This window comes from Marinobacter sp. UBA3607, from assembly GCF_002375525.1.
Lineage (GTDB): Bacteria > Pseudomonadota > Gammaproteobacteria > Pseudomonadales > Oleiphilaceae > Marinobacter > Marinobacter vinifirmus.
In genome coordinates, this window is record NZ_DFLY01000006.1 from 6,026 (window position 1) to 7,362 (window position 1,337).

The 1,337-nt window shown below is 61.1% G+C and carries 1 protein-coding gene; it reads left to right on the forward strand.

All coding sequences use genetic code 11. The features are described from left to right. Nucleotides 1–83 precede the first annotated feature (83 nt). Nucleotides 84–1,244 (forward strand): phosphoglycerate kinase, encoded by a 1,161-nt coding sequence (locus B2589_RS01435; protein ID WP_286815381.1) that lies wholly within the window; start codon nt 84–86, stop codon nt 1,242–1,244. Nucleotides 1,245–1,337: the final 93 nt, after the last annotated feature.

Sequence of the window (1,337 nt, forward strand, 5' to 3'; positions counted from 1 at the left end):
AGGGGTCTGACCCCGAACGGGGTCAGACCCCACCCAAGGCTTAACAATTTGCACCTGTGAACCCATAACTACGGAACCTGATTATGGCCATCAAAAAAATGACTGACCTGAACCTCGCCGGCAAGCGGGTTCTGATTCGTGAAGACCTGAACGTACCGGTCAAAGACGGCAAAGTGTCCAGCGACGCCCGCATCCGCGCCTCGCTGCCGACCATCAAGGCCGCCAAAGATGCCGGCGCCAAAGTCATGCTGATGTCCCACCTGGGCCGCCCGGAAGAGGGCGTGTACGACGAAGCCTCCTCCATGAAGCCCGTAGCCGAGCACCTGAGCACCCTGCTGGGCCAGAAAGTGCGCCTGATCAAGGATTACCTTGACGGCGTTGAAGTGGCCGACGGCGAAGTCGTGCTGTTCGAAAACGTCCGCTTCAACAAAGGCGAAAAGAAAGACAACGAAGACCTCGCCAAGCAATACGCCGCCCTGTGCGATGTCTACGTGATGGACGCCTTCGGCACCGCCCACCGCGCCCAGGCCTCCACGCACGGAGTGGCAAAATTCGCCCCGGAAGCCTGCGCCGGCCCGCTGCTGGCAGCCGAACTCGACGCCCTCGGCAAAGCCCTCGACAACCCTGCCAAACCGGTCGTGGCCATCGTTGGCGGCTCCAAAGTCTCCACCAAACTGGACGTGCTCAACGCCCTGGAAAAAGTGTGTGACCAGATCATCGTCGGCGGCGGTATCGCCAACACCTTCCTGGCCGCAGCCGGCCACCCGGTAGGCAAGTCCCTGTGTGAACACGACCTGATCGACACCGCCAAAGACATCGCCAGCCGCGTTGAAATCCCGCTGCCGGTAGACGTAGTGGTTGCCAGCGAATTCGCCGAAACCGCCACCGCCACCGTGAAAAACATCTCCGACGTCAGCGCCGACGACATGATCCTCGACGTAGGCCCGGAAACCGCCGGCCAGTTCGCGAGCCTGCTCAAGAACGCCAAAACCATCCTGTGGAACGGCCCCGTCGGCGTGTTCGAATTCGACCAGTTCGGCAACGGCACCAAAGCCTTGGCCGAAGCCATCGCCGAAAGCGACGCCTTCTCCCTCGCCGGCGGCGGCGACACCGTGGCTGCCGTTGACAAATACGGCATAGCTGACAAGATCTCCTACATCTCCACCGGCGGCGGCGCGTTCCTCGAATTCGTGGAAGGCAAAACCTTGCCGGCAGTAGCCGTACTGGAAGAGCGCGGAGCGTAATCAACAAAGCGATTCTGAGAGAAGCCCGCACAGGGCCAGAATCGCAAGGAGGGTGGGGTAGGTCTTTCGCGGAATTTCGAAGGCCAAGGATGG

Excerpts from the sequence above, each read along its gene's own strand:
- B2589_RS01435 (WP_286815381.1), top strand. The coding sequence starts at position 84 with ATGGCCATCAAAAAAATGACTGACCTGAACCTCGCCGGCAAGCGGGTT.